This window comes from Rhodococcus sp. 06-462-5, assembly GCF_002258315.1.
In the GTDB taxonomy this organism is placed as follows: Bacteria; Actinomycetota; Actinomycetes; order Mycobacteriales; family Mycobacteriaceae; genus Rhodococcoides.
Genome location: NZ_NOYD01000001.1, coordinates 91,504 through 117,362, shown reverse-complemented (window position 1 = coordinate 117,362; position 25,859 = coordinate 91,504). Strand labels below are relative to the sequence as shown.

General features: G+C 63.4%; 36 protein-coding genes and 1 riboswitch. Of the genes, 16 read left to right on the top strand and 20 right to left on the bottom strand.

Annotated features, from left to right (window positions below; all coding sequences use genetic code 11):
- Positions 1-74 precede the first annotated feature (74 nt).
- Positions 75-1,064, top strand: coding sequence for a hypothetical protein (locus CH251_RS00610; protein WP_256978732.1), 990 nt, complete (start codon positions 75-77; stop codon positions 1,062-1,064).
- Here CH251_RS00610 and CH251_RS00605 read toward each other — a convergent pair.
- The 4 genes from CH251_RS00605 to CH251_RS00590 all read right to left on the bottom strand — a co-directional run bounded on the left by CH251_RS00605 (position 1,046) and on the right by CH251_RS00590 (position 4,734).
- Positions 1,046-1,600 carry a GNAT family N-acetyltransferase gene (locus tag CH251_RS00605; RefSeq protein WP_179273665.1) on the bottom strand — a complete coding sequence of 185 codons (555 nt, stop codon included), beginning with the start codon at positions 1,598-1,600 and terminating at the stop codon, positions 1,046-1,048. The two genes, CH251_RS00610 and CH251_RS00605, sit on opposite strands and share 19 nt — an antisense overlap.
- 137 nt (positions 1,601-1,737) lie before the next feature.
- Complete coding sequence (locus tag CH251_RS00600; RefSeq protein ID WP_094611363.1) at positions 1,738-2,157, bottom strand: TIGR03668 family PPOX class F420-dependent oxidoreductase; 420 nt, start codon at positions 2,155-2,157, stop codon at positions 1,738-1,740.
- A 15-nt stretch (positions 2,158-2,172) separates the two neighbouring features.
- The gene (locus tag CH251_RS00595; RefSeq protein WP_094611362.1) at positions 2,173-3,576 is read right to left on the bottom strand and encodes a bifunctional diguanylate cyclase/phosphodiesterase; all 1,404 of its coding nucleotides are present in this window, start codon (positions 3,574-3,576) and stop codon (positions 2,173-2,175) included.
- Between the two features lie 93 nt (positions 3,577-3,669).
- Positions 3,670-4,734, bottom strand: a complete 1,065-nt coding sequence (locus tag CH251_RS00590) for a substrate-binding domain-containing protein (RefSeq protein ID WP_256978731.1) — start codon at positions 4,732-4,734, stop codon at positions 3,670-3,672.
- 47 nt (positions 4,735-4,781) lie between these two features.
- Here CH251_RS00590 and CH251_RS00585 point away from each other — a divergent pair, with 47 nt between their 5' ends.
- The 4 genes from CH251_RS00585 to CH251_RS00570 all read left to right on the top strand — a co-directional run bounded on the left by CH251_RS00585 (position 4,782) and on the right by CH251_RS00570 (position 8,995).
- Positions 4,782-5,981 carry an MFS transporter gene (locus CH251_RS00585; RefSeq protein WP_094611361.1) on the top strand — a complete coding sequence of 400 codons (1,200 nt, stop codon included), beginning with the start codon at positions 4,782-4,784 and terminating at the stop codon, positions 5,979-5,981.
- A 45-nt stretch (positions 5,982-6,026) separates the two neighbouring features.
- Positions 6,027-6,091, top strand: a riboswitch (cobalamin riboswitch).
- 68 nt (positions 6,092-6,159) lie between these two features.
- Positions 6,160-7,188, top strand: coding sequence for an ABC transporter substrate-binding protein (locus CH251_RS00580; protein ID WP_094611360.1), 1,029 nt, complete (start codon positions 6,160-6,162; stop codon positions 7,186-7,188).
- The gene (locus CH251_RS00575; protein ID WP_094611359.1) at positions 7,185-8,210 is read left to right on the top strand and encodes an iron ABC transporter permease; all 1,026 of its coding nucleotides are present in this window, start codon (positions 7,185-7,187) and stop codon (positions 8,208-8,210) included. The genes CH251_RS00580 and CH251_RS00575 overlap by 4 nt, the downstream gene beginning before the upstream one ends.
- Entirely contained in the window at positions 8,207-8,995 is a 789-nt protein-coding gene (locus CH251_RS00570; protein WP_094611358.1) for an ABC transporter ATP-binding protein, read from the top strand. Before CH251_RS00575 ends, CH251_RS00570 begins: the two co-directional genes overlap by 4 nt.
- A 78-nt stretch (positions 8,996-9,073) precedes the next feature.
- Here the strand turns inward: CH251_RS00570 and CH251_RS00565 are convergent, their stop codons facing one another.
- Positions 9,074-9,544: a nuclear transport factor 2 family protein gene (locus CH251_RS00565; RefSeq protein ID WP_179273663.1), complete on the bottom strand. Its 471-nt coding sequence runs from the start codon at positions 9,542-9,544 to the stop codon at positions 9,074-9,076.
- A 60-nt stretch (positions 9,545-9,604) separates the two neighbouring features.
- On the opposite strand from CH251_RS00565, the gene CH251_RS00560 reads away from it, so the two are divergent.
- The 3 genes from CH251_RS00560 (at position 9,605) to CH251_RS00550 (ending at position 11,111) form a co-directional block, all read left to right on the top strand.
- Complete coding sequence (locus CH251_RS00560; RefSeq protein ID WP_094611356.1) at positions 9,605-9,973, top strand: glyoxalase; 369 nt, start codon at positions 9,605-9,607, stop codon at positions 9,971-9,973.
- A 137-nt stretch (positions 9,974-10,110) separates the two neighbouring features.
- Complete coding sequence (locus CH251_RS00555) at positions 10,111-10,596, top strand: tetratricopeptide repeat protein (RefSeq protein WP_094611355.1); 486 nt, start codon at positions 10,111-10,113, stop codon at positions 10,594-10,596.
- A gap of 83 nt (positions 10,597-10,679) precedes the next feature.
- Positions 10,680-11,111 carry a PPOX class F420-dependent oxidoreductase gene (locus CH251_RS00550; protein WP_094611354.1) on the top strand — a complete coding sequence of 144 codons (432 nt, stop codon included), beginning with the start codon at positions 10,680-10,682 and terminating at the stop codon, positions 11,109-11,111.
- 83 nt (positions 11,112-11,194) lie between these two features.
- On the opposite strand, the gene CH251_RS00545 is transcribed toward CH251_RS00550, so the two are convergent.
- Positions 11,195-11,650, bottom strand: coding sequence for a DUF3237 domain-containing protein (locus tag CH251_RS00545; RefSeq protein WP_094611353.1), 456 nt, complete (start codon positions 11,648-11,650; stop codon positions 11,195-11,197).
- Between the two features lies 1 nt (position 11,651).
- Positions 11,652-12,179: a phenolic acid decarboxylase gene (locus tag CH251_RS00540; RefSeq protein WP_094611352.1), complete on the bottom strand. Its 528-nt coding sequence runs from the start codon at positions 12,177-12,179 to the stop codon at positions 11,652-11,654.
- A 59-nt stretch (positions 12,180-12,238) separates the two neighbouring features.
- On the opposite strand from CH251_RS00540, the gene CH251_RS00535 reads away from it, so the two are divergent.
- Positions 12,239-12,682, top strand: coding sequence for a MarR family winged helix-turn-helix transcriptional regulator (locus CH251_RS00535; RefSeq protein ID WP_094611351.1), 444 nt, complete (start codon positions 12,239-12,241; stop codon positions 12,680-12,682).
- Between the two features lie 102 nt (positions 12,683-12,784).
- Here CH251_RS00535 and CH251_RS00530 read toward each other — a convergent pair whose 3' ends face one another.
- The 3 genes from CH251_RS00530 to CH251_RS00520 all read right to left on the bottom strand — a co-directional run bounded on the left by CH251_RS00530 (position 12,785) and on the right by CH251_RS00520 (position 15,276).
- Positions 12,785-13,279: a hypothetical protein gene (locus CH251_RS00530; RefSeq protein WP_094611350.1), complete on the bottom strand. Its 495-nt coding sequence runs from the start codon at positions 13,277-13,279 to the stop codon at positions 12,785-12,787.
- Between the two features lie 169 nt (positions 13,280-13,448).
- Positions 13,449-14,318 (bottom strand): helix-turn-helix domain-containing protein, encoded by an 870-nt coding sequence (locus CH251_RS00525; protein WP_094611349.1) that lies wholly within the window; start codon positions 14,316-14,318, stop codon positions 13,449-13,451.
- A gap of 88 nt (positions 14,319-14,406) precedes the next feature.
- Complete coding sequence (locus tag CH251_RS00520) at positions 14,407-15,276, bottom strand: helix-turn-helix transcriptional regulator (protein ID WP_256978729.1); 870 nt, start codon at positions 15,274-15,276, stop codon at positions 14,407-14,409.
- 129 nt (positions 15,277-15,405) lie between these two features.
- Here CH251_RS00520 and CH251_RS00515 point away from each other — a divergent pair, with 129 nt between their 5' ends.
- Complete coding sequence (locus tag CH251_RS00515; protein ID WP_094611347.1) at positions 15,406-16,479, top strand: aldo/keto reductase; 1,074 nt, start codon at positions 15,406-15,408, stop codon at positions 16,477-16,479.
- A 12-nt stretch (positions 16,480-16,491) separates the two neighbouring features.
- Here the strand turns inward: CH251_RS00515 and CH251_RS00510 are convergent, their stop codons facing one another.
- Positions 16,492-16,953, bottom strand: a complete 462-nt coding sequence (locus CH251_RS00510) for a GNAT family N-acetyltransferase (protein ID WP_179273662.1) — start codon at positions 16,951-16,953, stop codon at positions 16,492-16,494.
- On the bottom strand, positions 16,950-17,327 hold the full coding sequence (locus CH251_RS00505) for a cupin domain-containing protein (protein ID WP_094611345.1): 378 nt from the start codon (positions 17,325-17,327) through the stop codon (positions 16,950-16,952). The genes CH251_RS00510 and CH251_RS00505 overlap by 4 nt, the downstream gene beginning before the upstream one ends.
- 302 nt (positions 17,328-17,629) lie before the next feature.
- Between CH251_RS00505 and CH251_RS00500 the strand changes: the two genes are divergently transcribed.
- Together CH251_RS00500 and CH251_RS00495 are read left to right on the top strand one after the other, a co-directional pair.
- Positions 17,630-18,355 (top strand): HAD-IA family hydrolase, encoded by a 726-nt coding sequence (locus tag CH251_RS00500; RefSeq protein ID WP_094611344.1) that lies wholly within the window; start codon positions 17,630-17,632, stop codon positions 18,353-18,355.
- Complete coding sequence (locus CH251_RS00495; protein ID WP_094611343.1) at positions 18,348-18,596, top strand: hypothetical protein; 249 nt, start codon at positions 18,348-18,350, stop codon at positions 18,594-18,596. Before CH251_RS00500 ends, CH251_RS00495 begins: the two co-directional genes overlap by 8 nt.
- Here CH251_RS00495 and CH251_RS00490 read toward each other — a convergent pair.
- Positions 18,593-19,018, bottom strand: a complete 426-nt coding sequence (locus CH251_RS00490) for a hypothetical protein (protein ID WP_094611342.1) — start codon at positions 19,016-19,018, stop codon at positions 18,593-18,595. The two genes, CH251_RS00495 and CH251_RS00490, sit on opposite strands and share 4 nt — an antisense overlap.
- Before the next feature lie 50 nt (positions 19,019-19,068).
- On the bottom strand, positions 19,069-19,524 hold the full coding sequence (locus CH251_RS00485; protein WP_094611341.1) for a MarR family winged helix-turn-helix transcriptional regulator: 456 nt from the start codon (positions 19,522-19,524) through the stop codon (positions 19,069-19,071).
- 54 nt (positions 19,525-19,578) lie between these two features.
- Between CH251_RS00485 and CH251_RS00480 the strand changes: the two genes are divergently transcribed.
- Positions 19,579-20,238, top strand: coding sequence for a hypothetical protein (locus tag CH251_RS00480; RefSeq protein ID WP_094611340.1), 660 nt, complete (start codon positions 19,579-19,581; stop codon positions 20,236-20,238).
- An 11-nt stretch (positions 20,239-20,249) separates the two neighbouring features.
- On the opposite strand, the gene CH251_RS00475 is transcribed toward CH251_RS00480, so the two are convergent.
- From CH251_RS00475 to CH251_RS00465, 3 genes are all read right to left on the bottom strand, one after another.
- A complete protein-coding gene (locus CH251_RS00475; protein WP_032397043.1) occupies positions 20,250-20,462 on the bottom strand; it encodes a hypothetical protein in 213 nt (70 codons plus the stop codon).
- A 16-nt stretch (positions 20,463-20,478) separates the two neighbouring features.
- Positions 20,479-21,549 (bottom strand): phospho-N-acetylmuramoyl-pentapeptide-transferase, encoded by a 1,071-nt coding sequence (gene mraY / locus CH251_RS00470; RefSeq protein WP_094611339.1) that lies wholly within the window; start codon positions 21,547-21,549, stop codon positions 20,479-20,481.
- A gap of 117 nt (positions 21,550-21,666) precedes the next feature.
- On the bottom strand, positions 21,667-22,491 hold the full coding sequence (locus tag CH251_RS00465) for a helix-turn-helix transcriptional regulator (RefSeq protein ID WP_256978728.1): 825 nt from the start codon (positions 22,489-22,491) through the stop codon (positions 21,667-21,669).
- 44 nt (positions 22,492-22,535) lie between these two features.
- On the opposite strand from CH251_RS00465, the gene CH251_RS00460 reads away from it, so the two are divergent.
- Positions 22,536-22,913, top strand: a complete 378-nt coding sequence (locus CH251_RS00460; RefSeq protein ID WP_094611338.1) for a VOC family protein — start codon at positions 22,536-22,538, stop codon at positions 22,911-22,913.
- Positions 22,894-23,319, top strand: a complete 426-nt coding sequence (locus CH251_RS00455; RefSeq protein ID WP_218828255.1) for a VOC family protein — start codon at positions 22,894-22,896, stop codon at positions 23,317-23,319. The genes CH251_RS00460 and CH251_RS00455 overlap by 20 nt, the downstream gene beginning before the upstream one ends.
- 4 nt (positions 23,320-23,323) lie before the next feature.
- On the opposite strand, the gene CH251_RS00450 is transcribed toward CH251_RS00455, so the two are convergent.
- From CH251_RS00450 to CH251_RS00440, 3 genes are all read right to left on the bottom strand, one after another.
- Positions 23,324-23,848 carry a DUF664 domain-containing protein gene (locus CH251_RS00450; protein ID WP_094611336.1) on the bottom strand — a complete coding sequence of 175 codons (525 nt, stop codon included), beginning with the start codon at positions 23,846-23,848 and terminating at the stop codon, positions 23,324-23,326.
- Between the two features lie 4 nt (positions 23,849-23,852).
- Positions 23,853-24,206: a PLD nuclease N-terminal domain-containing protein gene (locus tag CH251_RS00445; protein WP_094611627.1), complete on the bottom strand. Its 354-nt coding sequence runs from the start codon at positions 24,204-24,206 to the stop codon at positions 23,853-23,855.
- A 104-nt stretch (positions 24,207-24,310) separates the two neighbouring features.
- Positions 24,311-24,928 (bottom strand): LysE/ArgO family amino acid transporter, encoded by a 618-nt coding sequence (locus CH251_RS00440; protein ID WP_094611335.1) that lies wholly within the window; start codon positions 24,926-24,928, stop codon positions 24,311-24,313.
- Positions 24,929-25,003: 75 nt separating this feature from the next.
- Here CH251_RS00440 and CH251_RS00435 point away from each other — a divergent pair, with 75 nt between their 5' ends.
- On the top strand, positions 25,004-25,858 hold the full coding sequence (locus CH251_RS00435; protein ID WP_094611334.1) for a LysR family transcriptional regulator ArgP: 855 nt from the start codon (positions 25,004-25,006) through the stop codon (positions 25,856-25,858).
- Position 25,859 lies beyond the last annotated feature (1 nt).

The following is a 25,859-nucleotide window of genomic DNA, read 5'->3' as shown; positions in this document are numbered from 1 at the left end:
GGCGTGAGTTATCCACAGGGAAGTTCGTTTCCCGTCGTCGGAGCGGATTCGGGGTGCGCGGACTGTGCATCATCATGGGTATGAAGCGGGGTGGAGCGCGAGTCGATGCGAAGGTGATCGCGGCTGCTTCGGATCGTGGCTTCATGCGGACAGCGCATCTACTCGAGCTCGGGGTGGCGTCGAAGACCATTGTTCGACGCACTCAGCCGGACGGCACCTGGTCACGGGCGCTACCTGGGTTGGTGTTCTTGAAGAATCGATCGCTGACGCCGCTGGAACGCGCTACCGCGGTGGCGATCTACTGCGGCAAAGATGCTCTCATCAGCGGTCGGGCGGGGTTGGCGTTGCACGGGTTGGGAACGTCGGTCTCGCCGGATGAGACTTTCGCGCTGATTCCAGAGCCGCAACATCGCAAGTCCGTGAGCTTCGCAGTGGTGGAGCGGACGTGGCGAATGCCGACGGCGGAAATCAAGTCGGGAATTCGCGTCGCTCCGATTGTTCGGTGCTTGTGCGATGCCGTTCGACGAATGAAGAATGCCGAGCAGTGCATGGCGTTGATTGCCGGTGTCGTGCAGCGAGGTGCGGCCACCGTGGACGCGATTATGAAGGAACTGAACGCCGGTAGTACGCGGGGAACTGCGATGCCTCGTCGAGTATTGAAGGAACTGGCTGCGGGCGCGCACTCGGTGGCGGAGGCTCGGGCGCAGAAGCTGTACGCGCGCAGCGGACTTCCGCCGATGCAACACAACGTGGTCGTCCACGACGAGCATGGAAAGTTCCTGTTGATCGCCGACAATTGGCTCGATGACGTCGCGTTGGATTGGGAGATCGATTCGCTGGAATACCACCTCTCGCCCGCGGCGCACAGGGCGACGGTGGCGCGTCGCGAGCGAGCGCAGAACGCCGGCCTGATCGTCGTGACGCATCTGCCGAGCGATATTCGCGACGATCCGGAACGCGTACTGTCCGACCTTCGAGCGCGTTACGAGCAGGCCAAGGCGCGGCCGCGGCCGAATGTCACGGTCCGACCGCGAGCGGATCAGGATTATCGCCGGTCGGGTTGATACACCCAGACCATGTGCTCGCCGGTCTCGGACGCAGCTGCGATCGGTTGTTGCTCGATTCTGTCCAGAACGAAGCCAAGCCTCCTGGGTACGGCCCGACTTCTGAGATTTGCTGCGTCACAATGTATTTCGACTCGGATGATTTCGTTCAGTTTCAAGGCCTCCTGTATGAGGGCAGCGACGGCCTCGCTGATCACACCGCGGCCCTCGGCCCGGGCGTCGAGCCAGTAACCCAATTCGATGCCGTGCGGGCCGATTCGGCGATGCATCCCGATCTTGCCCAGAAACGCACCGCCTTCGAGGTCGAAAATTCCGTAATCGAACATCTCCCCGGCGTCCCACTGCTCGACGGCCTCGGCGATACGCGCGAGTTGAGCCGAAGGCTGTGTGGCTTCTTCGGTCGCCCACCCCATCCAGGGCGCAAGGCGGACGAGATTCCGGTCGATCACATCGGCAATGGCAACGGCATCGCCGGCCGACTCGCGACGAATGACAAGGCGACCGGTGACAATCCGATCGGGGGGCACGTCGAGCATGGTCAGCAGTGTGTCAACAGGGCACTCGATGTGCCAACGAATATTGCTGCACGGTCACCCGCCCGCAGTCCACTCGATGTGACATCGACGGGCGAAAAGGCCACTGAAGGTCACATTGAGTGGACAAGGGGGCGGGGTCAGGAAGCCGACCAGGATCTCCAGGACAGTTTGTCGATGATGATGACCGGACCCTCGGGTCTGTTGTTTTCGTATTGACTGTATTTCGAGACCAGGGCGTCGGTGGCCGATGTGCCTTCGGCGCTGGAGGTTTCGACGATGTGGGCGGATCCGTCTGCGCGGATCCACCAGAGTTGGGACCAATCGTCGGTGTAGTGGTCGACGATGAGGCTGACGGCGGGGTCGGCGCGGATGTTGTCGAGTCGCTGGAGTTTTTGCGTTGTCTTGGGTTTCCAGTCGATGGCGGTGTAGATGCGGTCGCCGGTGGGGGCAACGGCGAACACGATCGGTACCAGGTGTGGTGTGCCGTCGGGGTTGATGGTCGAGAGTTGGGCTCGGGGTGCGTCGGTGAAGCGTTGGACTTCGTTGTCGATCTTCACGTTCGGTTCCTCGGGTTATGCGGATTCGCTGTGGGTGCTGTGTCGGGTGATGAATTGTTCGAGTGCCGCGACGGGCATCGGGCGTCCGAGTAGGTGTCCTTGGCCGAAGGTTACGCCCATGTCGGTGCAGATCTGGAGTTGTTCGGGTGTCTCGATTCCCTCGATGACGGTGTCTTTGCCGAGGGTGGTGGTGACGTCGACGAGGGCTGTGCACAGTGTGGTCATGGCGCGGCGTCGGTGCAGGTTGTCGCTGTCGAGGTGTTGGGTGAGGGATTTGTCGATCTTGAGGGTGTCGACGGGGAGGGTAGCGAGTCGTTCGAGGGAGGAGAAGCCGGAGCCGAAGTCGTCGATGGCGATGAGGACGCCGTGGCGTTGGACGTCGCGGAGTTGGTAGTGGACGGCATCGAGGTCGTGCAATGTTTGTGATTCGGAGAGTTCGAGGGCGAGCCGTCCGGGTTCGATGCCGTAGGTGTCGACGGTGTCGATGACGTCGGTGGCGAGGGTTCCAGTGGCGAAGTGGGCGGGGCTGATGTTGACGCCCACTTGGAGGTGGATGTTGCGGGTCTGCCAGTCGGCGATCGTGTGCGCGACCTCGGCGAGAATCCACATGCTCAGTGGGACGATGAGGTCGGCGTCCTCGGCGAGGGGGATGAAGGTGTCGGGCATCAGCAGGCCGAGTTCGGGGTGGTTCCATCGGATGAGTGCTTCGGCTCCGACGACCGTTCCTGTCCCGAGTTCCACGATGGGTTGGTAGACCATCGTCAGTTCGCGCTCGACCATGGCGATGCCGCGCAGTCGTTCGATGAGTTCGAGTCGGGTGCGGTTGGTGTGGTGCAGCTCGTCGGTGAAGACGTGGTGTTCGTTGCGTCCGACGGCTTTGGCGGCGTGCATGGCTGCGGTGGCGTTGTGGACCAGTTGGGTGGCGCTGGTGTCGGTGTCGGTGCTGGAGGCGACTCCGACGCTGGCGGTGAGGGTGAGTTGGCGGCCGGAGAGCTCGAATGCGGGCTCGAAGATGCTCGCGAATCCGGCGGCCAAGGCGCGCGCGGCTATGGAATGGCAGCCCCGTGCGATGACGACGAATTCGTCTCCGGTGAGTCGGCCGATGGTGTCGCCGGGGCGGGTGGAGGCGAGGAGGCGGTCGGCGACCATGCACAGCAGGTCATCGCCCTGGGCGGGGCCGAGGGCGTCGTTGAATTCTCGGAATCCGTCGATGTCGACCAGCAGGACACTGAACTGGCGATCCGGGGTGCGTCGGTCGAGCTCGTCGGTGATGAGCGCAAGGATCTCGACGCGGTTCGGAAGTCCGGTCAGCGCATCGCGTTGGGCAGCGGTTCCATTTACGGCAGTGGTTCCGGAAACGGCAGTGGTTCCGGAAACGGCTGCGACATGACGGGGCGGCGCGTCGTGCTCTCGGCTCACTGTTCCCCCTCATGGCCGGACAGCCATGAGTGATACTAGCCGAAGAGTCTGCTTGAGCGCTATAAACAGGGAACATCCCCTTTTTTAGGACTATTAGATCACGGTGTCCTTGGTTTGTGGGCCGTTTGCGCGTCCGGTCGATGCTCGTTCTTCGACGCTCCAGATCGCGTCGTCCACACTGTCGCTGAGTCCGAGCACCCACCGGGCCGCCGACCGGCCCTGATCGAACAGCGACTGCGCAACGGTGGTCAATCCGGCGTCGGCTGCGGTGGGAGAGTCGTCCCACCCGGTGACGGCCAGTCGACCCGGAACGTCGATTCCGGCTGCGGCTGCAGCGTCGAGTACCCCGAGGGCAAGTTCGTCGCTCATCACGAGCAGCGTGTCGATTGCATTGTCCTGCAACAATATTCGAGCTGCTCGGTTGCCCTCGGCGCGGGCGTTGTTGGTGGTGAACAGTGTCGGCACCGTCGACCAGTCGATCCCCAATTGCAGGCAGGCGTCTCGGTAGCCCTCGAGTCGCGCTCGGGTGACCGGCATCGAGATGTCCGACGCGTCCGCGCCACGCACGATCGTCGATTCGCGTCGGGTATCGGGTCTGAGAGCGACGACGGCAGGTCGAGATCGGCTGTGCAACGCTGCGGTGGCCACCGCAGCGGCTGCCGCTCTGTCGTCGATGGCGATCCAGTTCAGGCCGGGGTGGTCGGGCCCACCCTGGATGCACGTGGGGCGGCCGGTGTCGACGAGCACGTCGAGCAGGGGGTCGTCGATCTCCGTGGTCCATACGACGTACCCGTCGACCTGTGCGTCTCGGATGCGGGCGGTGTCGGTGTCGCGGTGCAGGTTCGGCAGCATCACCAGCGCGGTGTCGGCGTCGAGACACGCTTCGGCGATACCGGACAGAAAGCGTCGAGCCTGGGGATCCTCGAAGGCGTAGGTGAGCTTCTCGCCGAGCACGACGCCGATGCTGTCGTGCCTGCCGCTGCGCAACGACCGCGCGGTGCGGTTGGGACCGGCGTATCCGAGTGAAGCGGCTGCCTCGTGCACGCGATCGCGGGTGGCCGCGGAAACTCGGCTCGGCCGGTTGTAGGTGTACGAGACGCTCATGGTGGACACGCCCGCGGACGCTGCGACGTCGGCCATGGTCACCCGAGTGTTCACCGGCCCACTGTAGCGCGCTCCGCAGACGGTGTGTAACGATACACAACATGTCTTCGCCGCTACCGAAGCTGCTGGTGCTCGCCGCAGCCGCATTCATCTACGTCACGGCGGAAACGCTGCCCGTGGGGTTGCTCCCCGAGATTTCCGGGGACCTCGGTGTCGGCGAATCCGCCGTGGGTCTCCTGCTGACCTTCTACGCGTACGGCGTCGCCGTGATGACGATGCCGTTGATCCGGTTCGTGCGGGAGTGGCCCCGACGGCGCGTCGTGGTCATCACCGTTGCCGCACTGGCACTGTCGCAACTCCTCTCGGCGGTATCCGTCGGATATCCGATGTTGGTGATCTCTCGAATGCTCTGCGCGGCAACGCACGGAGTCTTCTGGGCCGTCGTAGCTCCCGTCGCGGCGTCGCTCGCCTTGCCCGGCAAGCAGGGCAAGGCCATCGCCACGGTGTACGCCGGTACTTCGCTGGCACTGGTCGCCGGCAACCCGCTCACTGCTGCCATGGGCCAGTGGTTCGGATGGCGCACGGCAGCAACGATTCTCGGCGTCATCGCCGCAGCAATTGCAGTGGCACTGTACTTCGTCCTCCCGGCACTACCGGTCACCCGGGCGGCTTCGGAGACGAAAAAGACACCGCGTGTGCCCGACGGTTCCCTGGCCATCCTGTGTGCAGTGACGTTCCTGGCCGTCCTCGGTCATTTCGCCGCGTACACGTACTTCTCGGTGATCGTCGACCGTGCCATCGGATCGGCGGGCACCACTCTGACCTTGATGCTGATGCTGTACGGACTGTTCGGAGTGATCGGCATCTGGGTGATCGGCAGAACCTACGACCGGTGGCCCCGGCACTCGACCATCGCCGCCCTGGGTGCGGTCGCAGCGGCAGTGGCAATTCTCTGGTGCACGCTGAGCGGAGCGCCGGGCAGCTGGGCCGTGTTCGCCGTCGGTGCCATCGCGTTGTGGGGGCTGGCCTTCACCACCCTCCCGGTGTGTATTCAATCGGCGGTGGTCAGAGCAGCCCCGGCCGATGCGGACAAGGCGTCGGCGATCTACGTCGTTGCCTTCCAGTTGGCGATCGCGACCGGCGCTCTGGTGGGCGGTGTGGTGATCGACCTCAGCGGCATCGTGGCCGTCACCGCTGCTGCAACGGCCCTGGTCGCCGCAGCGCTGGCCGTGGTCGTGGTGGCGCGCAGAACCTTTCCGAGTCGCTACGCACAGGAGCCGGTGACAGCAACGGCACACTGACCGTTGAGGTACCCCGCACGATAGGGTCAGCACGCGACGAACGAGGGAATCCGGTGCAATTCCGGAGCTGGCGCGCAACGGTGACGAGTGAGAGCTCGAAGTCCGAATGCTCGGACGTCGCGATCCACCTCCAACCGCGGCTCCGCGACACGAGCCCTCAGCAGGAAGCTCTCTTCAGATGCGCATCACTCTCGCCGTACTAGGCGCTGTCTCGTTCCTTGTTCTCGCCGGCTGTTCGTCCACGGCGACGACCGACGCGGCCACCCCGACCACAGGAAACTATCCGCTGACCATCGACAATTGCGGTCGCGACGTCGTCGTCGACACCCCGCCGCAACGTGCGGTCTCGTTGAATCAGGGTTCGACGGAAATCCTTCTCTCACTCGGGTTGGCAGACCGTATGGTCGGCACCGCCACCTGGACCGACCCCGTCCGCGCGAACCTCGAATCCGAGAACGCGAAGGTCCCCAGGTTGGCGGACAACAAACCTTCCCTCGAGGTGGTGTTGGACGCCGAGCCCGACTTCGTCACCGCGTCGTTCGGCGGCACCCTCGGGCCGGGAGGCGTCGCCGACAGAGACCAGTTCGAGCAGCTCGGTGTGCCGAGCTACCTCTCTCCCACCGACTGCAACGGCAAGACCGACGACAGCGTCAACTCCGACGGCGCACGTACGTCACCACTCGAGATCGAGACCGTCTACCAGGAGATTCGCGACCTCGCGGCTGTCTTCGACGTGCGTGATCGCGGTGAACGCTTCGTCGGCGAACTGCAGGATCGCTTCGCGAAGGCCTCGGGAGCTGTCGACGCCTCGGGTGTGACGCTGGCGTACTGGTTCGCCGACACCGACACCCCGTACATGGCCGGATGCTGTGGATCGTCGGGCATCATCACCGGATCCGTCGGTGCCGAGAACATCTATGCCGACACCACCGACGAATGGCCACAGGTCAATTGGGAGAGTGTTCTCGATCGCGATCCCACCGCGCTCGTACTCGCCGACCTGAGCCGACGGAGCATCGCCGGTGATGCTCTCGACAGCAAGATCGCCTTTCTGGAATCGAATCCCGTCACGAGTCGACTCACCGCCGTCGAGGACAAGCGCTACATCGTCGTCAACGGCGCCGACCTCAACCCCTCGATCCGCACGATCGACGGGGTCGAGAAAGTTGCTGCTGCTCTGCAGAATTGGGGACTGACCACCCCATGAGCCGGACCGATCGCGGGTTGCTGATCCCGCTTCTGCTCGGTGGCTTCGTGGTGTTGGTGCTCTCGATCGGCGTGGCCGTGACGATCGGTCCGGCCAGCGTGTCGGTATCCGATGTGTATCGAGTGATACTGGGGCACATCGGGATCGGCACGGCCGGAGTGAGCCGCATCGAGGACGGCATCGTCTGGCAGTTGCGGTTGCCGCGAACGCTGCTCGCCGCCATCTGCGGTGCAGGCCTCGCACTGTGCGGAGCCATCATGCAATCGCTGCTGCGCAATCCCCTGGCCGACCCGTTCGTGCTGGGTATCTCGTCGGGCGCATCCACCGGTGCCGTCGTCGTCGCGGTGCTCGGCGTCGGTGGCGGTGCACTGTCGCTGTCCACCGGAGCGTTCGCCGGAGCACTGCTGTCGTTCGTGCTGGTGATGCTGCTTGCCGCAGGTGCGGGCGGCGGCAACGATCGCGTCGTACTCGCGGGAGTGGCAGGTACACAACTCTTCTCGGCTCTGACGTCGTTCATCGTCATATCTTCGGCCGACGCCGAACAAACCCGAGGAGTGCTGTTCTGGCTGCTCGGCTCCCTGAGTGGTGCCGACTGGACGGACGTGGCACTGTGCGGGGCCGTGGCACTGCTGGGAATGGTGGTGTGCCTGTTCAACACCTCTGCCCTCGATGCCTTCACCTTCGGGCACGACGCGGCCGCATCCCTCGGCGTTCCGGTGAAGTATGTGCGAATCCTGTTGCTGGTCATCACCGCACTGATCACCGCCGCCCTCGTCAGTGCCGCCGGAGCCATCGGATTCGTGGGCTTGGTTCTTCCGCATGCCGCTCGCTTCCTCGTGGGCGCGCGCCACCGAAGACTGCTCCCGACGACGGTGGTGATGGGCGCAATCTTCATGGTCTGGGTCGACACCATCGCCCGAACGGTGTTCGCACCACAGGAAATTCCGGTCGGAGTGGTCACGGCACTCATCGGTGTGCCTGCCTTCGCGCTCATTCTCTTTCGGCTACGGAGGTCCCGATGACACTGCACGCCAAAGACCTTCGATGGACCCGCGGCGGACACCCGATCCTCGACGGCATCAGCTTCGAGCCGGAACCCGGCGAGACCATCGGCCTGATCGGCCCCAACGGTTCGGGCAAATCCTCCCTGTTGCGCATCCTCGCGGGCATCGTCGCCCCCGACAGCGGGGACGTACTGCTCGACGGAGACAATCTGCGAACACTGCGTCGACGCCGCATCGCCAGACGGGTGGCAATGGTCGACCAACACTCCGACACCGACGTCGACATCAGCGTCCGCGACGTCGTCCGCCTCGGCCGCATACCCCATCACGGCATCCTCGGCGGCGACGCATCCGACGACGACGCCGCCATCGCACGAGCACTCACCGACACCGCCATGGCATCGAAAGCCACCCGACGATGGCACACCCTGTCCGGCGGCGAACGACAACGAGTCCAGATCGCCCGAGCGCTCGCCCAACAACCCACCGAACTACTGCTCGACGAGCCGACCAATCACCTCGACATCCAACACCAACTCGACATCCTCACCCTCGTCGCAGGCCTACCCCTGAGCAGCTACATCGCCCTCCACGACCTCAACCTCGCCGCCATGTTCTGCAACCGCATCATCGTCCTGAACAACGGCGCCATCGTGGCATCGGGAACCCCGAGCGAAGTAATCACCGAAGACCTGGTGCGCACGGTATACAACGTGCACGCCACCGTGACCAATGCCGACAACTACCCACAGGTGACCTATCGCCGCCCCGCCCCGTCCGCCCCTGAAGTCCACTCGATGTGACATTGACCCCCGAAAAGGCCACTGAACGTCACACTGAGTACCGGCGGATCGCACAGTCTCATGCCCGAGCGGGCGGATCTAGAGTTGCCGCAGTTTCTTCTCGAATGCGTCGATGCGTGTGGTGTCCTCGAAGAAGTCTTCCTGCGAGATGATTTTCCCCCAGCTCGTGCGGACCAGGAGCACGGTGCGGTTGTTGTAGATCTGGGTGCCGTCGGCTGCGTGGGCTCGGTCGTCGAACCGTGCGAGCAGGGTCATTCGCCAGGGTGCGCCGCCGCTGTAGATTTCGGTGATCTGTCCTTGGATACCGGCTGCGACGAAGTCCTGGAAGAATCTTTCGATGGCTGCGCGGCCGCGGTGGGTGCCCGACCAGCGGCTGTCTCCCTCGGCGAACTTGAGCACTGCGTCTCGGTGGAAGGAGGACAGCAGCGGTCGGTAGTTGCCGTTGTTCAGTGCTTCGATGTCTCGCTGCAGCTTGAGTGTCAGCGCTCGCATCAGCAGGAGCTTGAATGCGAAGGCCGTCGAGATGCCGGCCAGAAATCTCAGTTGCATGCCCATACGTTTGCCTACCGTTCACCGACGTGTCAATCGAGTCGGCGGTACGTTCTGTCGATGATTCATCATGTGCAGGTCGCGTGTCCGGCGGGCGGAGAGGATCTCGAGCGGGCGTTCTACTCAGGAGCCCTGGGCTGGGAGGAGATCCCGAAGCCGCCGCTGTTGGCCGTACGAGGGGGCTGTTGGTTTCGGGTGCCGGGTGTGGGTGGTCCCGACGGCGAGTTGCATGTCGGTGTCGATGACGACTTTCGTCCGGCAGTGAAGGCGCACCCGGCTTTCGTCACCGACGTCGATGCAGCCGCTGCGGCGTTGACTTCTGCCGGCTACCCAGTGAATTGGGCCGACCCTGAAGAGATCCCGGGTCGACGACGGTTCCATACCCGCGATGGCGTGGGCAATCGAATCGAATTCGTGGCAGTTCGATAGTTGTGGAGTGTCATCGCTACGCCGGAGAGTCGGCCCTCTGACTTCTCTGGATCACGTTGCTCGTGTATCGAAGACATTGCTGGTGCCGAAAGACGCAGCGGTGGCGGCGGGCCCGAGCATCGTGGACGATCGATTCCATGCAGAGTTGGGACGATCGAATCGCGGAATTCTGGCGCGACGCAGACGACACAGATCCCGCGCGTATGCGTGCCCAGATCGATCAATTGCTCTCGCCTGCAGAGTGTTCCGATGCCCGTGGATTGTTCGAGCGAGCTTCCCTGGAGGACTTTCTGGGCGACGAATCCGCAGCCGTCCCGCTGTACGAGGCATCGTTGTCCCAGGGGCTCGATCTCGACAGAGAGAACCGGGCTCGGATTCAACTGGCGAGCTCGCTGCGCAACCTGGGAAGACAGGACGACGCGTTGCAAATGCTCGCGGAGTTCGAGTTCTCCACCGAATACTTGCCTGCGCGAGATGCATTCGTGGCACTCGCACTGTGGGACAAGGGTGACGGTGCACAGGCTCTGCGGAACGCACTGCAAGCCGCAGATCCGGCGCTGGGGAGATACCGTCGAGCAATCGAGGCATACGCGGCGGAGTTGTTCGACGACAGACAACCGTGACGTCGGCATGGAACAACCGCGTTGTCGACGGCGTTCCCTATTGAAGCTCGTGCACGCTTGTTTCGACGACCGAGGGGAAGTCCATGACCGGTAGCTCCTACGATCCACATGCGCTTCTCGAGCAGAGCCGAATCGGCGTGCTCGCCACCATCAAAGCCAGCGGAATTCCGCAGCTCTCGCCGGTGACGCCGTTCTACGACCGGACAGCCGGCACCATCACGATCTCGATCACCGAAGGGCGAGCGAAAACGGCGAATCTGCGCCGAGACCCTCGCGCCGCGCTCGAAGTGACCAGCGCCGACGGCACAGCATGGGCAACGGCGGAAGGAACCGTCACCCTCACCGGACCGGGATCGTCGCCCGACAGCCCGGAAGTCGATGCCCTGGTGGACTACTTCCGCGCAGCGGCCGGTGAACATCCCGATTGGAACGAATACCGAGCAGTCATGGTCGCTGATCGACGAGTACTGATGACCATCTCGGTGACACACGTCTACGGCCAATCGATCGCCTGATCCCCTCTCCCAGTCCACTCGATGTGACATTGACTGCCCGAAAGGCCACCGAACGTCACATTGATTGCGCGGAATAACGTCGGTCAGGCGATCTGATAGATGTCCAGTTCGATCGAGTTCGGCAGTCGTTCGCCGGATCCGATGAACATTCGCTCGTTCATCCATCGGAGTCTGCTCGCGGCGGAGGACAGTCTGGGTTGACTACGGAAGTAGATGCGATGAGCGGGCACATGTTCTCCGCGGATCAGTGCGTCGATGTCTGCGCGCGAACCGCTTCGGATACCGGTGTTGTGAACGAATATGCGTTCGCCCGCATCGGTCTCGAGTGCGTATCGGGCATCGAGTTCGGTGAGAGTGGCGGTCCGAAGTATCTGGTGATCCGCGCCGCCGGGGAGAATTCGGCCCTGCATCGAGGGGCCCTCAACGGTCCCGCCGAGAATCGGGACGAGACGGCGATGCCCGTCGGATACCTGACCGAGGTCGATCGGCTCGCCGACTGTCACGGACAGATGTGCGAAGAAGGTCAGGTCCGGCTGCATGTCAGTTGGTCCGGTCGGCGAATCCGGCGGGTAGATCCGCGGGTGCCACGGACACGATGGTCTCGTCGTCCACGCCGACGTTCTCGAACAGGGTGATGGTGGCGAATTCGGGCACCACGTAGATGGGGTAGGTCGGGCCCGCGTCGCGGTAGGCGCGCATCCGGTCGAGGTGATCATTCTGATACAGAACGGTTTTGGTTCCGTCGAGTTCGATCCATTGCGGGAAGAAGATCGTGCCGTGCAGACGCCGCTTGCCGGGAATGACGTTGACGACGACGGATGTCCCGGTGGGCTCGTTCCATGAGATCTTGTAGACGTCGTCATCGAGTTGGACCAGATCGACTTCTTGGTCCTTGACCCACCGACCACCGACCATGCCGGTGTGGATGCGGTAGTCGATCGTCGTGGCGTTCTTGACGTACATCTCGTACTGCCATTTGTTCGCGTACGTGTAGATGAAGCGGTGCCCGACGATGCCGCTGAGGTCCTGATTCGGGACCGGATTCTGAACCGAGGTCTCTGTATTCATAGGTCCATTTTGTCACAAAACTATGTTTGCGGCAAAACTACATGTGAGATCATCGAACGATGCACTCCTCCGCAATCGAACTCGGGCGACAACTGGGGCCGCTGCGACGCTCGCTGCTCCGCGCGACCCGCGAGGCCGCGGATTTGCCTGATCTCCCCGACTCGCACGTCGAAGTGATGAGGGCCCTCGCCGACAAGCCGTCGATGAGCCCCGGCGTCCTCGCCGCACATCTGAACCTTGCTCGCTCCACCGTCAGCAACCTGATCAAGGCAATGGTCGACGCGGGTCTCGTCGAACGATCGATCTCGTCGAACGACCTCCGGGGAGCGACCCTGACGGCGTCGACCAAGGCCCTCCGCCTCCTCGCCGAATACGACGCAGTCAGCTCGCAGGTCCTTTCCGACGCCCTCGACGAGCTGACCGTGGACAGCCGTCGAGCACTCTCTGCGGCAATCCCTGCTTTGGCCGACATCACGGAAATCCTGTCTCGTCGATCGTCCTGAGCTCTCGGCTCGGTCAACCGAAGTCCACTCGATGTGACATTGACTGCCGAAAAGTCCACTGAATGTCACATCGAGTGCCTACCGGGTACGCCGTCGGTGGAGTCAGGCAACAGTGTTCATGTCGCGAACCAATCGAGGTGTGCGCAGCTGACGAACAGTCGACAGCCAATGGCGTGCGGGATAGGACAGTCTGACGACGAAGTAGTTGACGAACTCTATAAGTCCGAAGAGCCACACGGCGACGACCGCGAGAGCAGCAGCGATCCCGACGGGAAGCCACACGATGATGCCCACCAACCCGGCAGCCAGCAACGCGACGTCGAGGATTCGAGATACCCGGTACACCCCGCGGAGGAAGGCGGGCATCGGGTGTTGTTCGACCCAGGAACGCGCTAGCAGCCAGTAGATACCCGCTTGTACGAGCACGACGAGCAACGGAACAAGGGCGGACCACAACGCGAGACGGTCTTGTCGGTCGTCGAGCCGCGGTATCGCCATGGTGAGGGCAAGCGTCAGGAAGACAACGGCTGCGGCCAGCTCGCCGAGCCCCAGCGACAGATATCGCCGACGTAACCCCTCGCGTCGGCCGGCCAACATGCCGTCAGACTACCGAGCACGGCGGCCGAGACCGATCGGCCGTGCGCTGGGTACCCTCCGACAGTCCACTCGATGTGACATTGACCCCCGAAAAGGCCACCAAATGTCACATTGAGTGGCCATGGACGGCCGCGGCCGCGGCGGAGGCGGGGGGAGGAGTAGGGGACGGCTATCGAGTTCGTTGGATTGGAATCCAGAGTTCTCCCGATCCCGAGGACCAGTCGGGCGAGGCTTCGGTGACGGTCAGGATTTCCGGTCCCGGGATTACTTCGTAGGGGTTGGAGGGGAACCATTCGCTGAAGGCGTCGGCCCAGAGTTGTTGGAGTGCGGGGGCGAGTGCGGTGTCGCTGCTCGTCTCGAACACCGCCCAGGTCGATGCGGGCACGGCAAGGGTGTCCCAGTCGGATGTTCCAGCCAATGTGCTTGCAGCTGCGAAGTAGTAGTCGAAGAGACTGCCGTCCTCGCGTTCGGGTTCGAAGCCGTCGCTGACGAAGAGGATGTCGGGGAGTTCGGGCAGGTCGGCGAGTTCGCGTAATTTTTCGCCGGTTCCGGGGGCGAGGCTTCGGTGGAATTCGGTCATGGCGGTGTTCTCGCCGTGAAACCGGAGTGGGATTCGGGTGGTTTTGCCGACGATGTGGAATGCGGGCAGGTCGGTGATGCGGTATCGCATGGTGCTTCGTCCTTCGATGGTCAGGTGAAATGTCACGGCTTGTCTGGAACGAAGGATGGCTCCGGGTCGGCGTGCTCGAGATGGTGTGATGCCATGCAGGTCTCGGAAGGCGCGGGTGAATGCGTCTGCGCTGTACCCGTATTTGGTCGCGACGTCGAGTACACCCTGTCCGTCGAGAATGTCCGCTGCTGCCAGTGTCATTCGGCGTTGTCGGATGTAATGCGACAGTGGTAGTCCAGCCAGTGCCGAGAACACGCGCCGAAAGTGATATTCCGATGTAAGGGTGATCCGAGTGAGTTCGTCCGGGTCGATCTCACGGTCGAGATTGTTCTCGATGTAGTCGAGTGCTGCGTTCCATCGTTCGAGCATGTGCCGGTGACCTTCCTTTGTTCTGCTCGAAACGATAGGAGCACTGCACCGATGGAGTCTCGACTTTCCGTGCCGCGAAAGGTCGGATTCAGATCGTGCGCAGATGCCGCTGCCTGCGATGAGAACGTAGCCGGCCGAGTTCGTCGAGCGCAGAACGAGATTGCGCATCGGCAGGCCGGTAGACGATCAACCGTAGGTCCGGGTCGCCGAGTGGCGTGAGGACGTCGAACGTCACGGTCACCGGTCCGACGCGCGGATGGTTCATGGGTTTGTCTCCCCGGCTGCGTACCGACACTTCCCGGGACTGCCAGTAGCGGGAGAATTCTGCGCTGCCTCGTTCGAGTTCGTCGATCAAGGCTGCGAGTTCGGCGTCGTGTGAATGGTTCACCCAGGCGGCACGTAGGTCGGCGACGGCACCACGGACGACATCGTCGCGCGCTTCGTAGAATCCGTCGAACCGGTTGTCCAGAAAACACATTCGTAGCACATTGCGCTCCGGCACCGGACGTTCGTCGATGTCGAGAAGTAACGCGGCCATCATCTCGTTCGCGGCGAGGATGTCGAGTCGATGGTTGAGCACCATCGCCGGCAACGGACCGATATCGTCGATCAACGCTCCGATGCCGTCGGGCACCTGCTGGGTGGCGGGTCGCTCGGGTGCGCGATGACCGGCGAGCGTGAACAGGTAGCCGGTCTGATCGGCCGACAGCTTCAGTGCATTCGACAGTGACTGCACCACCTGGGCGGATGGCCGAACATCACGTGCCTGCTCGAGCCGTACCAGATAGTCGACGCTCACACCGGCCAGCGTTGCGACCTCCTCACGTCTCAAACCGGGCGTTCGTGACGCTCCTATCCGAGGTGGTAGGCCGACGTCCGTCGGCCCGAGCGCCTCGCGTCGGGCACGCAGAAATGCGGCCAGCTCGTGCCGACCTCGGTGCGGTGGCGTCGTATGCACTCGTCCAGGGTAGGGCAGTTCAGCGCGATCGGCCTGGTATCGCGCGTCCCAGGAAGAACACATCCTTCCCGCTGCTCGACGCATCTGTGACTGTGATCGAGGCAGACGAATCGAGGAGAGGGACAGGACATGACGCGCATGGACGACTATCGATTGCTCGGGCGCTCGGGACTGCGGATATCACCATTGTCGCTGGGCACCATGACATTCGGCGACGCGTGGGGGTGGGGTGCCGACAAGAAGGACTCGAAGCGCATCTTCGACGCGTATCTCGATGCCGGGGGCAACATGGTCGATACCGCCAACATCTACACCGACGGCCAATCGGAACGATATCTCGGCGAGTTTCTCCGTGGGCGACGTGACTCGGTCGTGGTAGCTACCAAGTATGCGGCGACGCGTGATCCGTTGGATCCGAATGCCGGTGGGGGTGGCAGGAAGAGTCTTCGGGGGTCCGTCGAAGCCAGCCTGAAGAACCTCGGGACGGACTACATCGATCTGCTGTACCTGCACGCGTGGGACGGTATGACGCCGAGCGAGGAGGTAATCGCATCACTCGGCGAGCTGGTCCACTCGGGAAAGGTTCTCTATCTGGGTATTTCGGATACACCGGCATGGGAGGTCGCGCGCATGCAGACCATCGCCGACGTCCGGGGCCGGCCGTCGTTCTCGGCGCTTCAGGTGGAATACAGCCTGATCGAACGAACCACCGAACGCGAATTACTGCCCATGGCAGCAGATCTCGGGATCGGCGTGATTCCCTGGGCACCGCTCGGCGGAGGAGTGCTGACCGGAAAGTACACCGCCGCGGACCTGGTGACTCCGGGCTCCGACGCACCGGCCGGAACTCGACGCGATCATGCGAAGGCGAACGGAACGCTGACCACGCGGGGGCTCGCAATCGCGGACGCCGTCGTCGAAGTCGCGCGCCAACTCGGCGTGACTCCTGCTCAGGTGGCTCTGGCGTGGACGCTTCGGCATCCGTCCGTCGTCAGCTCGTTGATCGGCGCGCGGACTCAGGAACAGTTGCAGCAGAACATCTCTGCCCTCGATGTCACCTTCGACGAATCCCACCTCGACACACTGCACGCAGCCAGCGATATCGACCTCGGGTTCCCGCACGAGTTCCTGAAGCGACCCATGGTGCGCGGCGTCACCACCGGCCGCACCACGGTTCGACCCCGTCCCATCAGGACCTGGTGAACCGAGAAATGGCTACTCCGGAGGGGAGCGAAAGATCATGAGATCACCGTCGTCGACGAGGGTGTACCCGGCACGCTCGAGCACCCGACGCGAGGCACTGTTTGCCCGATACACCTGCGCGGCCATCGGGAGACCATCCGTGTGATCCTGCGCAAGGTCGATCAGTTCGCCGGCGAAGCCACGACCCCATTGGGCGGGATGCACCCAGTATCCGACCTCGATGTGATCCGATCGCCGAATCAGACTGAGCAAGCCGACGGGCTGTCGATCCTCCGTGGCACCGATGAACCACCTCGGCACATCCGGCGTTCGGGTGTCCTCCGCGTTCAGGGCGCGCGAGAAACGCCCATCGAAATAGTCTCTACTCCAGGGCGTTCCGCCTCCGACCCACCGAACGACGTCGGGGTCCGAAGCCATCGAGAACAGGAAGTCGGCGTCGGACGGTACGGCAGGGCGCAGCTGTAGTCGCGTCACAACTCGTGGACCTGAGAAGTCATCTCCCCGCCCGCATCCCCGGTGTTGACGGTGCCCGATCGCTCGAACAGTAGAGCGGAGACTTCCTCGTCGGCTTTGGGGCAGTGTTCGACGCCCGCTGGGACTACGAACACGTCTCCGGGGCCGAGAACGACGTCACGGTCGCGAAGCTGGATGGTGAGTTCTCCGCTGTGGACGAAGAACATCTCGTCGGTGTCGGGGTGTGTGTGCCAGACGAATTCGCCGAGCAGCTTGACGACTTTGACGTCGTAGTCGTTGACGCTGACGAGTCGGTGAGGCTGCCAGGGCTCGTCGATCTTGTTCAGGGCGTCGTCGACATTGCGCTCGAGGCCGCCGGTACTGTCGATACTCATGGGGCTGCCCTTCGTCGTCGATCGAGTTGGATCGGTGAAATTCTACCCGGGTCGTTTCCCAGCGGCGGTCCGGTGCGATCGCTGCGGGAGAGTTCACTCGCCCGACACTTCTCGGACTGGACCACGGTGACCAGCTCGATAGACTCTGTCGCGCAGTAGATTTGCATCCCGGTCGGTCAGCGTCCACATCGACAGCCGGACAAGCGAGGGCAGGTCACGGACAGTACGATGCTCATGACCTGCAGACGGTATCGGCACGAACAGTCTGTCGCCATCGAATTTTCGCAAGGAGGACCGGCCGCATGAATCTCGCCGACTACGACGTCCTGAGCTTCGACTGCTACGGAACGCTGATCGATTGGGAAGCCGGCATCCTCGAGGTGCTCAGACCTTGGGCGCAGCAGGCCGGTTCGCCGTTGTCCGACGACGAGCTTCTCGAGGTGTACGGCCTCAACGAGGCTCAGGCGCAGCGCGATTCGCCCTCTTCTCTGTACCCTCGGATACTCGCCGACGCCTTCACGCATACCGGCCGCGCGTTGGACTTACCTGTCTCGGCCGAGTGGGCGGACAAGCTCGGGGTCTCCGTTTCGGACTGGCCCGCATTCGAGGACTCCGCAGACGCGTTGTCGTCCCTCCGCGAGAGCTACAAGCTCGTCATCCTGTCCAATGTGCATCGCGAGGGCTTCGCAGGTAGCAACCGCTGGCTCGGCGTGCAGTTCGATGCCATCGTCACCGCCGAGGACGTCAAGGCCTACAAACCGGCCGACAATCACTTCGACGCGCTCGACGGAGTCCTCGAGACGCTGGGTGTCCCACGATCACGACTACTCCATGTTGCGCAGAGCTTGTTCCACGATCACGTACCGGCGAAACGGCATGGCATCGCCTCGGTGTGGATCGATCGGCGGCACGATCGCCGCGGATGGGGAGCAACTCCGGAGCCGTCCGAGGAATACAGTGTCGGCATGAGATTTCCGAGCATGGCCGCATTCGCAGCAGCGGCCCGCGAGGCCCGCTCGAATGCGTAAGGTCTCCACACTGATCGGATTCTCACTCGGGCTCATCGCGTCGATCGGTATCGTCCTGTGGACCGGCGCACCTCGTCGAGTGAACTACGCATTCGTCGGCGACGATTCGCAGTACTCGGAGTTCCTGGGTATGCCTGGGCAGTCGGCCGCGCTCGTCATCGGTTTGCCTGTTCTGGGCGCAGTCCTCGGCTTCTTTGCAGGCGTGCTGATTTCGAGGGCCCGAGGGAAACCTCGATTCTAGGGTTGTTGTCCGCGAACTGAATTCGAGCGCTGCCGGAGGCGAATCAGCACGCCGAGACCCGCCAGTACGACAAGTTGTCCCAGTACAACCGGTGCTGGAAGAAACAGCAGATCCCAACCCGACGCCGATGGCCGGGTCGCCCATAGGACGACGGCGACGACGCCGACGCTCGCTGCAAGGTGGCCGACGGCCATGAGTACACAGGGGAGCCTTCGGGTCGAAGAACGAACCAGGACGCCGAGACCGACCAGTGCACCGAGAAGCGACGTGACGATGGCGGCCACCGCCGGTAGGACAACCATGATCTCGAAAAGCGGCCCTGTCTCGATGATTCCGATCGTCGCCAGTTGCGCGGCGGCGTACAACGTGATCGACGCGGAGCAGACGACCGAGATGGTCGAGATTCCAACGAGTGCTCGCACAGCCGACAGTCTCACACATGAGGTCGGAGCTGGCCCGACGCACCTGATCGTCACCAATGCCAGGCGTTGCCTCCGACGTTCTTGATTGTTCGTTGCAGGACTTCGATGGTGGTCACGAAGTCTGCCTCACTGATGCCCGTCATGCGCTCGTCCTGCAGGAGGTTCTGGAGATCGGCTGCGCGCCTGAACGTGTCGCGACCGTCCGGGGTGAACTTCATACGCGAATTCGTTTCCACGATCCAACCTTTGGACTGCGCGGAGTCGATGGCCTCGACGATCACTTCCGGGGTGTCGTTGTGGCCGATCTTCTCGATCGTCTCGGCGCGATCGGCTCCCGCGGGATGCAGCGAGATCTGATGTAGGAGCCACCATTCGGGTTGTGTGACGCCTATGTCGTGGAGTGCGCCGCGGATTCGTGCTCGAATGGCTTCCCCGGCTCGCGCGGTCCAGAACCCGATCGGCTGACGCTCGGGCGGTTGCATCGGTCTGCTGGTTGTAGTTGTCATGAAGCAGACCCTAAAACCTGAACCGAACTTCAGGTCAAGGGTAGAGTCCGGCCCGTGGACAGGCCATCAGGGAAGAAGCTGGTTGCGGTGCTCGCCGCTGTCGGTGCCTCGACAGGCGCTGCCGCAGCGGTGGTCTGGCATGTGGCCGTAGCCGATCCGCAGGAGCTGGGCGTGACCTACGCCCGCCCGAGTTGGTTCCCGGTGACGCTCTACCTCGTCGCAGCAGGGGTAGCAATCGGTCTCGTGGCTGCCTCGTTCCTCGCCGATTCGGGTCTGCGCATAGTCCAGGATCGTCAGCGCAGCCGCGTCCACCTGTTCGTGTTGTTGATCCTCGTCGGTGTCGCGCTGGGAGCGGGCAGTGCACTCGCCTGGACGCATTGGCCACCGCAACCAACCGAAGCCGAGTCGAATTGGTCGTGGGAGCATCCGTTGAGTATCGAGATCAACTCGCCTCCTGCAGCTGACTTCGGCTGGACGTCAATCGGTAGTTCAGTTTCGGACACCTATGTGGCCGAAACGTATGAAACAGACGCAGTGTTTGTACCGTATCTCGGTGATGACGAGGTCCCGTCGACCTTCGCTCCCACCATCGGCGATCCGTGGTTGGTGTTTCCAATCGGTGGAGTAGCGATTGCAGCGTTGGCCGCATTGTCGTTGTCGCTGCGGGACTTCCGGCTGACCGTGGTGTCGCGCTCGGACCCGGATGCTGTCTAGCGGGGCTAGGACTATTCGTCGGTGCGCAGTTGGTCGACCAGTGCGAAGAGTCGTCCCAGATAGTCGCTGTGGAAGACCTCCGTCGCACGGATTTTGGCGTCTCCGTCGAGACCGAATTGAAGGTTGACGAGTTCGACCCCGATGGCGACGCGTCGAGCATCGAGTTGTTCGAGTTCGGCGGCGAGAGCGTCGACCTTGGCAACCGGAGACAGTTCGTCAGTCATCCCAGAATCGTAGAGGTCAGCCGACGGCGGCGAGGAACTCGCTGTAGAACAACCCGAGCCCCAGTGCCGACGCGATGGCAGCGAACAGCCACAGTCGGATGATGACGGTCGTTTCCGCCCAGCCGGCCAGCTCGAAATGGTGGTGAATGGGTGCCATGCGGAACGGCCGCTTTCCGGTGCTCTTGAACGACGCGACCTGGATGACGACGGAGGCACTCTCGGCGACGAACAGGGCTCCGAAGACGAGGGCGATCAGTTCGGTCTTGCTCACGATCGACAGGCCTGCGAGCAGTCCGCCGAGGGCGAGTGAGCCGGTGTCGCCCATGAAGATCTTGGCCGGGGCCGCGTTCCACCACAGGAATCCGATGCAGGCACCCGCGGCCGCAGCGCAGACGACGGCGAGGTCGAGCGGATCGCGCACCTGGTAGCACCCGGCGACGGAGTTGGTGGCGCAGGATTGCCGGTACTGCCAGAACGTCATCACCGTGTAGGCGCCGAGGACGAGCGTCATCGACCCCGCCGCCAAACCGTCGAGACCGTCGGTGAGGTTGACCGCATTGGACCACGCGACGACCAGGAAGACACAGAACAGTACGAAGACGATCGGGGCCATGGTGAAGAACGTGGATTGACGTACCAGCGACAGTTCGACATTGCCCGGAGTCAGCCCGTTCCCATTGCGGAACTGCAGCGCCAGCACGGCGAAGATCACCGCTGCACTGATCTGCCCGACGTACTTGCCGGTCGCCTTGAGTCCGAGGCTCCGCTTCATGCGGAGCTTGATGTAGTCGTCGAGGAATCCGACGACGCCGAGTGCCGTCGCAAGAGCGAGTATCAACAGCGCCGAAGCCGACGGTCCATCGCCGCCCATCGTGACCAGGTGGGAGCCGAGGTAACCGGCCCACAGGCCGACGATGATCGCGACGCCGCCCATCGTCGGCGTTCCTCGCTTGGCGTGGTGACTTGCCGGACCTTCGACGCGGATCTCCTGGCCGAAGCCCTGCCGGGTGAACAGCGCGATGAGAAATGGAGTCAACAGAATCGAGACCGCCAACGCGATTCCACCGGCGACGAGAATGTTGATCATGCGTTGAAGCCCACTCTTCCTCTGTGCTGCTGTTCCTCACCGAGATGCTCCTCGAGCACCGCGGGATACTGTGCCAAACGAATCGGCAAAAGTCGCATTGCGTGACGAAGGCGTTACTCAGGGTTGGTACGCGCTCGGCGGCATTCCGACCAATTCGGTGAACTCCCGAGTGAAGTGAGCCTGGTCGAACCAGCCGTATCGGGCGGCCAGGTCTGCCAGCGGACCCGAGTAGCCGTTGTCGAGCTCACTGAGCGCATCGTGAATGCGATACCGCCCGAGTACCCACTTGGGCGTCGCGCCGACATAGCGCTCGAACAGCCGTTGCAGTCGACGAGTGCCGATGCCGCACCGCTGTTCCACCTGTGCGACGCGAACCAGCGTCCGGTCGCGCAGCATCGTCGCGATGATGTCCAGGACGGTCCGGTACTCCGGTTCGACGTCACGGGCGTAGGGCGCGAGAACCGAGTCGACGACGGTTCGGCAGTGGTCGGCATCGAGGTGTCCTCCCAGCTCGGCCAGTGCAGCGACGGTCTCGGACCGGAACGGGGTCGGTGGCGCGACCGAGACGTCGCGCAGAGTTCGTGCCACGGTTCCGGTGAAACTCGCGTAGCCGCCGGGCCGGAACTTGACGCCGAAAACCCATCCGGACTCGGCGAGGACGACGTCGAAACGGCGCGTGAGCACCCCGGTCACGACCACCGGTTCGACGACGCCCTGGCGTGTCCAACCGTGCTCGACGCTCAACGTGCAGGCCGGGTGCGGGAGCGTCGAACTCCGGTACGAGTTGCCGGACGGCAGAGTCCACTGAAGCTGCCAGTAGTTCTCGACCCACGGTTCCAGGGATGTGGCACACGGCAGCCGTCGAAGGTCGACGAATTTCGCGAGCTGATCCGGCCGCAGGACACCGGACTGGGTGGTTGTCGCGTTTTTCCTATCCGGCACGCGCGTCAGTGTAGGAGTCTGGTCCGACACAAGGAGGAGAACACATGACCGAGACACCCGTTGCCACCCTGAAGATGGTCACTCTGGACTGCGCAGACCCCGAGGTCAGCGCCTCGTTCTGGTCGTCGCTGTTGGGCTGGAGCGTCGTCCATGCGGAGAAGGACTACGCGATGCTGCAGGGGCCGAGCAGTGCGCTCGGATTCGGTCGCGTCGACGACTACCGGCCTCCGGCCTGGCCCAATGCCAACGGCAGCAAGCAGTTTCACTTCGATTTGGCGGTCGAGGACCTGGACGCCGCGGCGTCGGCGGCGGTGGAGCTGGGTGCGACGCTGCCCGAGGACCAGCCGGGCGGGACCTGGCGGGTGTTGCTCGACCCGTCAGGGCATCCGTTCTGTCTGACGAATGCCGCGAACTGGGGCTGACTGGTCTAGCCTACTTTCCGTGAACCCCCGCCTCTCAGGAATCGAAATCGTCGTCGCCGACATGGCTGCCGCTCTGACGTTCTATCGTGTTCTGGGACTTGACATTCCGGCCGCTGCCGATGCCGAGCAACACGTAGAGGTCGACCTCGGCGGCGTCAGGTTGCTGTTCGATCTCCCGTCGACCATCACCTCGTTCGACCCGACGTGGACGCCGCCCAGCGGGGGCCACCGCGTTGCGCTCGCCTTCGACTGCGGTACACCCGACGGGGTCGACGCCGTATGGGCTGCGGTCACCGCGGCGGGGTACACCGGTCACCTGCAGCCCTGGGACGCGTTCTGGGGACAGCGTTATGCCGTCGTGCACGACCCCGACGGCACCACCGTCGATCTGTACGCGAACGTCTGAGGCGTCAGCTCTCGGGTCCCTCACCTCTCGGCCCGCCGGCCAGTTCGACAGCGACGTCGAGGTGGCCGAGGTGTCGGGCGTATTCCTGGAGTACATGGAAGCAGATCCAGATCAGGGTCGGCTGCTCATCGGTGAATCGCCCACCGAGGGTGGCCAATTCGTCCATCCGGTGTGAGCTCAGCACCTCGTCGGTGAGCTGAGCACCGTCCTCGAGTCTGCGCAGCAGGGTCTCGGCGTCCACATCGTCCGGCACATGCCACGACCCATTCTTCTCGTCACCCCACGGTGCGTCCACCGCACGGCCGAGGAATCCCCAGACGAACCAGCGCTGCTCCATGTGCACCAGATGGGTCAGCATCTGCAGCGGGGTCCACCCCGAGGGAACGGCTGTGCTGGTCAGGAAATCGCCGCTCAGTGCAGTGATGCGCCGAACCAACTCGCCGCGATAGAAGCGCAGGTACTCGCGGAACAGGTCGGCGGGATCGGAGAGGGCGGAGTTCGGTTCGGGGAACGTCGTCAGCTTGGCCATGATCTCAATCGCTCTTGCGCTGCTCGCGGGCGATGCGGCGCTGTTCTTCGGCGCGGGCGCGGCAACGGCGTAGGAACTCCTCGTCACTCTCCTGCGATTGGGCGACGGCGCGTCCGGGTCTCGCGTCGTATTCGGGGTAGGCCGACGCGGTACGTGGTGCGCCGCTGCCACCCCAGATGCCGCCGTTCTCAGGTCGGCCGACGATGAGCCACGCAAGAGACCCGGCGAGCGGCAGAACGATGACGAGCAGCAGCCAGACGATCTTCGGGAGGTGGCGGATTCCCGAATCGTCGGCGGTGATGACGTCGATCAAGCAGAAGATCGACAGCAGCATGATCAGTAGGCCGAGGTACGGCACGAAGAATCCTCCAGTCTTTTCGAGACCGTGCGGTCGGTCTTTCGCGACTATCAGATCACTCGTTGTACCACCGATCAAGTGCTGCGAACGTCCAGTGTCGTGGCTCAGCCGAAAACCAGCAGAGCAGCCAGGGTCAACATCATCGCTCCGATGCCGAGGTCGAGTACTCGCCACGCCGCGGGCTTGGCGAACAGCGGACTGAGCACCCGCGATCCGTAGCCGAGGGCGGTGAACCACAGGACGCTGCCCAGCATCGCGCCGACGGCGAACCACCACCGCAGTTCACCCGGCTGACGGTTTCCGATCGACCCGAGAAACACCACGGTGTCGAGGTAGACGTGCGGGTTGAGCCAGGTCAGAGCCAGGCAGGTGGCGACGGCTGCGATCAGTGAACCCGTTCCCTCCACCTGGGAGGTCATGGCAGCCGGCGTTCGGGCGCGATTGAGTGCCAGCAGGCCGTAGACGAGGAGAAACAGAGCACCGAGGACGGTCACGACCCGCAGAGCAACGGGAAATCGATCCACGAGAACGCCGATTCCCGCCACCCCGGCCAGGATGAGCACCGCGTCGGACAGCGCGCACACTGCCACCACCGGCAATACGTGGGCGCGTTGCAGTCCCTTGCGCAGCACGAATGCGTTCTGCGCTCCGATGGCGACGATGAGGGAGAGTCCGACGCCCAGTCCGGTGAGGGTCGATTGTGCGGCGGCAAGGGAGGTCATGACGGCAACGCTAGGAACAAGTCTGGATTAGGTCCAGCGAATGTATTTCAGGAATGATTAGCGTAGCTTCATCTAATGGAGATCGAGCAGCTCAGAGCCCTGCGGGCCGTGGTCGACGGCGGGACCTTCGAGGCCGCGGCTCGCGTGCTGTACGTGACGCCCTCGGCGGTGAGTCAGCGCATCAAGTCCCTGGAGCAATCGCTCGGCCGGACCCTGGTCCAGCGGAGCAAGCCGGTGGTGGCAACCCAATCGGGCGTCTCAGTGCTGCGTTTGGCGCGCCAGATCGACACTCTCACCGAGCAGACTCGGGCAGAACTGAGCGACGACGGCGTCGCTGCACCCATTTCGATTGCCGTCAATGCCGATTCGATGGCGACCTGGGTGTTGCCCGCGCTCGCTCCACTGGCGGGCAACACCACCTTCGATCTGCATCGACAGGATCAGGACCGGACCGCTCAACTGCTGCACGACGGGATCGTCTCCGCTGCAATAACATCGGTGGCTTCTCCGGTGCGTGGCTGCACCGTCCGACGCCTCGGTGCGATGCGCTACCGGCCGTCCGCCACACCCGAGTTCATCGAACGGTGGTTCGCTACGGGGGTGACCGCAGGGGCCTTGCGTTCCGCGCCGGTGGTGGTCTTCGATGCCGACGACCGGTTGCAGGACAACTACTTACAGCGATTCGACGTCGAACCACATGAGCCCCCGAGGCATCTGGTGCCGGCGTCCGCGGACTACGCGCGCGCCGTCGACCTCGGCTTCGGCTGGGGCATGATTCCCGATCTGCAGGCCCGCGACTCGCTGACGTGTTTCGACGACAACGGAATCGACGACGTGCTGCTGTACTGGCAGCAATGGTCGCTGTCGTCTGCCGCACTTCAGCGAGCGGCCGACGCCGTGGCGGAGGGTGCAGAGCGAATGCTGCTGTAGG

Coding starts and splice junctions, on each gene's coding strand:
- CH251_RS00565 (WP_179273663.1), bottom strand. CDS start 9,544: ATGCAACTGAGATTTCTGGCCGGCATCTCGACGGCCTTCGCATTCAAG.
- CH251_RS00610 (WP_256978732.1), top strand. CDS start 75: ATGGGTATGAAGCGGGGTGGAGCGCGAGTCGATGCGAAGGTGATCGCG.
- CH251_RS00555 (WP_094611355.1), top strand. CDS start 10,111: ATGCAGAGTTGGGACGATCGAATCGCGGAATTCTGGCGCGACGCAGAC.
- CH251_RS00495 (WP_094611343.1), top strand. CDS start 18,348: ATGCGTAAGGTCTCCACACTGATCGGATTCTCACTCGGGCTCATCGCG.
- CH251_RS00580 (WP_094611360.1), top strand. CDS start 6,160: ATGCGCATCACTCTCGCCGTACTAGGCGCTGTCTCGTTCCTTGTTCTC.
- CH251_RS00585 (WP_094611361.1), top strand. CDS start 4,782: ATGTCTTCGCCGCTACCGAAGCTGCTGGTGCTCGCCGCAGCCGCATTC.
- CH251_RS00525 (WP_094611349.1), bottom strand. CDS start 14,318: ATGCTCGAACGATGGAACGCAGCACTCGACTACATCGAGAACAATCTC.
- CH251_RS00560 (WP_094611356.1), top strand. CDS start 9,605: ATGATTCATCATGTGCAGGTCGCGTGTCCGGCGGGCGGAGAGGATCTC.
- CH251_RS00570 (WP_094611358.1), top strand. CDS start 8,207: ATGACACTGCACGCCAAAGACCTTCGATGGACCCGCGGCGGACACCCG.
- CH251_RS00605 (WP_179273665.1), bottom strand. CDS start 1,600: ATGCTCGACGTGCCCCCCGATCGGATTGTCACCGGTCGCCTTGTCATT.
- CH251_RS00450 (WP_094611336.1), bottom strand. CDS start 23,848: ATGGCCAAGCTGACGACGTTCCCCGAACCGAACTCCGCCCTCTCCGAT.
- CH251_RS00530 (WP_094611350.1), bottom strand. CDS start 13,279: ATGTTGGCCGGCCGACGCGAGGGGTTACGTCGGCGATATCTGTCGCTG.
- CH251_RS00500 (WP_094611344.1), top strand. CDS start 17,630: ATGAATCTCGCCGACTACGACGTCCTGAGCTTCGACTGCTACGGAACG.
- CH251_RS00550 (WP_094611354.1), top strand. CDS start 10,680: ATGACCGGTAGCTCCTACGATCCACATGCGCTTCTCGAGCAGAGCCGA.
- CH251_RS00575 (WP_094611359.1), top strand. CDS start 7,185: ATGAGCCGGACCGATCGCGGGTTGCTGATCCCGCTTCTGCTCGGTGGC.
- CH251_RS00545 (WP_094611353.1), bottom strand. CDS start 11,650: ATGCAGCCGGACCTGACCTTCTTCGCACATCTGTCCGTGACAGTCGGC.
- CH251_RS00515 (WP_094611347.1), top strand. CDS start 15,406: ATGACGCGCATGGACGACTATCGATTGCTCGGGCGCTCGGGACTGCGG.
- CH251_RS00505 (WP_094611345.1), bottom strand. CDS start 17,327: ATGAGTATCGACAGTACCGGCGGCCTCGAGCGCAATGTCGACGACGCC.
- CH251_RS00455 (WP_218828255.1), top strand. CDS start 22,894: ATGCCGCGAACTGGGGCTGACTGGTCTAGCCTACTTTCCGTGAACCCC.
- mraY (WP_094611339.1), bottom strand. CDS start 21,549: ATGATCAACATTCTCGTCGCCGGTGGAATCGCGTTGGCGGTCTCGATT.
- CH251_RS00485 (WP_094611341.1), bottom strand. CDS start 19,524: ATGACAACTACAACCAGCAGACCGATGCAACCGCCCGAGCGTCAGCCG.
- CH251_RS00435 (WP_094611334.1), top strand. CDS start 25,004: ATGGAGATCGAGCAGCTCAGAGCCCTGCGGGCCGTGGTCGACGGCGGG.
- CH251_RS00460 (WP_094611338.1), top strand. CDS start 22,536: ATGACCGAGACACCCGTTGCCACCCTGAAGATGGTCACTCTGGACTGC.
- CH251_RS00440 (WP_094611335.1), bottom strand. CDS start 24,928: ATGACCTCCCTTGCCGCCGCACAATCGACCCTCACCGGACTGGGCGTC.
- CH251_RS00475 (WP_032397043.1), bottom strand. CDS start 20,462: ATGACTGACGAACTGTCTCCGGTTGCCAAGGTCGACGCTCTCGCCGCC.
- CH251_RS00540 (WP_094611352.1), bottom strand. CDS start 12,179: ATGAATACAGAGACCTCGGTTCAGAATCCGGTCCCGAATCAGGACCTC.
- CH251_RS00535 (WP_094611351.1), top strand. CDS start 12,239: ATGCACTCCTCCGCAATCGAACTCGGGCGACAACTGGGGCCGCTGCGA.